We start from the raw sequence: 613 nt of genomic DNA, 5'->3' as shown, positions 1-613 counted from the left end.
AATCCCGGCTGCCAGTCATGTCCATCATCCAGCTCCCCTTCCAGTTGCCGCAACAACGGCAGGTGATAAAACAACGCCATCCAGAACACGACGGCCTGCCATAACAGGCTCTGGGCGGCCTGTGTTTCCGGTGCCGCCCCCGGCGGTAACAGATGCCCTTTCGCCAGTCGCACGGCACAGGCGGTAAATTGCAGCGTCAGGTCAGCAAATCCCCCTGCCCCTGACCAGTCGCCATCCGGTGTGGCGGGCACCTGCTGCACACGGCTCAGCAATTGCTTCACCGGTGCGAGATAAAAACGCTGATACAGCCCTTCGGGCAGGGCAGTGTTTTGCCATAATTGCTGAAGATACTGACGGCGCAGTGGGGTGGTCAGTAACTTATCCACCGATTGTGGCCGGAAATAGCCCCGGCTGTCACGAATGGCTTCCGGTTGTTGTTCGGATGATTTTTGCGGTGTGGCAGACTGGCGGACAAAATGGGATTTAAAACGCTGAAACATGGTTTTTCCTCTTTCAGTTCAAATTGGGCCCAGTGTCGGTGAATCCCGGTCTGAAACAAGGAAAAACTCTTTTTGTGGAAATGAAAATTAAATTGACTCGATTCACCCACCGA

At 54.5% G+C, this 613-nt stretch carries 1 protein-coding gene; it reads right to left on the bottom strand.

Annotated elements, in window-relative coordinates; genetic code table 11:
• On the bottom strand, positions 1-500 hold a 500-nt coding region (locus AAC147_RS12235), incomplete at its 3' end, for a TraI domain-containing protein (protein ID WP_047686762.1).
• Positions 501-613 lie beyond the last annotated feature (113 nt).

The organism is Xenorhabdus sp. NBAII XenSa04 (genome assembly GCF_963866145.1).
In the GTDB taxonomy this organism is placed as follows: Bacteria; Pseudomonadota; Gammaproteobacteria; order Enterobacterales; family Enterobacteriaceae; genus Xenorhabdus; species Xenorhabdus indica.
This window is presented reverse-complemented; position numbering and strand designations above follow the sequence as displayed.